This window comes from Lacticaseibacillus salsurae (assembly GCF_045862175.1).
Lineage (GTDB): Bacteria > Bacillota > Bacilli > Lactobacillales > Lactobacillaceae > Lacticaseibacillus > Lacticaseibacillus salsurae.
In genome coordinates, this window is sequence record NZ_BAAFZI010000120.1 from 1 (window position 1) to 2,212 (window position 2,212).

Genomic DNA, 2,212 nt, shown 5'->3' on the forward strand with positions numbered 1-2,212 from the left:
AGATCGCTTCTCTCTACTTGTTGTGTGGTAACTCAATTAGAGGACAAGCGGTCTTCTTTTGTCAAACCGTTTTTCGGGGTATCCTATTACTTACTTTTCCCTCCCGAGGAATACTTTACACTAAGAATCCAAAATCCATGCTTCCAAAAACATCTTCACTTCTTGCACCCCAGCATCCCCTACGCGACTGATCATGTAAAAATGCCGCAAGAACGCTTCGCCCAGATCTTCAAAAGGCAACTCGCCAACTGCACGCTTAGAAATGATCGACTGGCCAAAGCCTGATTTCAATAATTCCACGATCACCGCATTGGACGCTACCGTCATTGTCTTCGGGGCACTATTTTGTTCTGCTAGGTAACGTCTGGTGTAATAGCCGACGCCAGAGTCAGATTCGCGCACCAACCAAGGCTCGCCAGCGCCCACTTTCACCAGTTGGTCCGCTAAATATTCCACGCGATCGATGCCACGCGCCGCTAGAGGCTTTTCGATGAAGCCGAGGTCAGCATCGTGATTCAAAATCGCGGTTTGCACAGCTTGCGAGTTAGCCACATTGACACTGAAGGCAATATGGGGAAACTGCTGATTCAGTGCTGGCAAAATCTTCGGCAACAAGTACATCGCAAAACTGTGCGAGGCGTATAGGCGCAACTGTTGATGGGCAGGCCCGTGACTCAAATGCACTTGCACATCATCCCATGTCGCCAAGATCTCACAGGCTTTTTCATACAACGTATCTGCCGCAGGCGTTAGTCCAACCGCCCCGCGGCCATTGCGAATAAACAGCGTCGTGTGCAGTTGGGCTTCGAGTTGTTTGATTTGCGCCGAGACGGTAGGTTGGGCAATAAACAGCATGCCGGCAGCTTTAGAAAAACTCCGCGTCTCATAAACCAGTTTAAAGGTGGCCAGATTATTCATATGAACTCCGATCAGTTTTCTTGATAGCTAGTATTATCGCAATTAATCCCATTAATTGCAAATTCCCGGTATCATTAAACTCATCATTAAACATGAAGGAGTTCATATGGAAACCACAACCACCACTTCAAAAACCCGCGCCATTATACCGGGACTATCACTTTCGATCTTAGTGGCGATCATCGCCAAGCTGCTCGGCTTACTATTGCCGCAAATTGGCGGCGCGACGATTGCCATTTTACTGGGGATCGTCTTAGGTAATGTGTATTTCAAACAACCAGGCTTGGCCGTTGGGACAAAATTTGCTGAAAGTCGCCTGCTGGAATATTCGGTCGTTTTGTTAGGGCTCACCGTCACCTTTCAAACCATCGGCCAAATGGGCTGGCGCGGCTTGATTTATGTCTGGTGCGAAATGACTATTGTAATTTTTGGGGCCTACTTACTCGGCCGCAAATTAGGCTTTTCCGAAACCGGCGCGTTAATGATGGCTGGCGGCAATGCCGTGTGCGGCTCCAGTGCCATCGGGGCCATCGCGCCTGCCATTGGCGCTGACGACGAAGAAAAAGGTCAGATCATCACTTTAGTTAACTTGCTTGGCACCGTGATGATGTTGACACTGCCCTTTTTAGGTGTGGCAGTATTCGGCTCAAACCTACTGGCCAAAAGTGCGCTATTAGGCGGGACCTTGCAATCCGTCGGCCAAGTCGTTGCTGGTGCCAGTTTGTTGAACGCCCAAACCGTGCAATATGCGATGCTATTTAAAATCACGCGCATCATTATGTTGGTCGTGGTGGTCACCGGTTTTGAACGTTTTGCCAAGCGCAACCAAACGCAAACTACCCAAACAGCTAAGAAGCGCCTGCCGATTCCTTGGTACGTACTCGCCTTCTTGATTTTGTGCTTGTTGAATTCTTTCATGAACTTGCCTGACTTGTTCAACAGCTCAGCGCACAATGTTTCTGGCTGGTTTGAAACCACGGCGCTGGCGGCGATCGGGTTGCGTTTAAACTTCGCCAAATTCATGCAACAAGGCAAAAAGTTTCTGTTATATGGCTTAGGCGTCGGGTCGATTCAAATTATCGCGGCCTTAAGCTTGTTGAGTTTGCTTCATTTACACTAAACCAAAATCGCGTCAGACCTTCAAACTGGTCTGGCGCGATTTTTTACGGAAATTTGTCAAATGGTGTTGAAGGATAGTTTTTATCCTTTGAAGGTCTCCCCGACCGTGGGAGGCTTTTTTGTTATTTAATTGTTTAAGGAACTATGATGGATGCAGGGATAATGGTATTTTCGG

2 protein-coding genes are annotated in these 2,212 nt (G+C 48.1%); one reads left to right on the plus strand and one right to left on the minus strand.

What is annotated here, in order from left to right:
• Positions 1-120 precede the first annotated feature (120 nt).
• Complete coding sequence (locus ACKTSG_RS14100) at positions 121-918, minus strand: LysR substrate-binding domain-containing protein (RefSeq protein WP_407895649.1); 798 nt, start codon at positions 916-918, stop codon at positions 121-123.
• Positions 919-1,024: 106 nt separating this feature from the next.
• Here ACKTSG_RS14100 and ACKTSG_RS14105 point away from each other — a divergent pair, with 106 nt between their 5' ends.
• Positions 1,025-2,038 carry a YeiH family protein gene (locus tag ACKTSG_RS14105; protein ID WP_054714885.1) on the plus strand — a complete coding sequence of 338 codons (1,014 nt, stop codon included), beginning with the start codon at positions 1,025-1,027 and terminating at the stop codon, positions 2,036-2,038.
• Positions 2,039-2,212 lie beyond the last annotated feature (174 nt).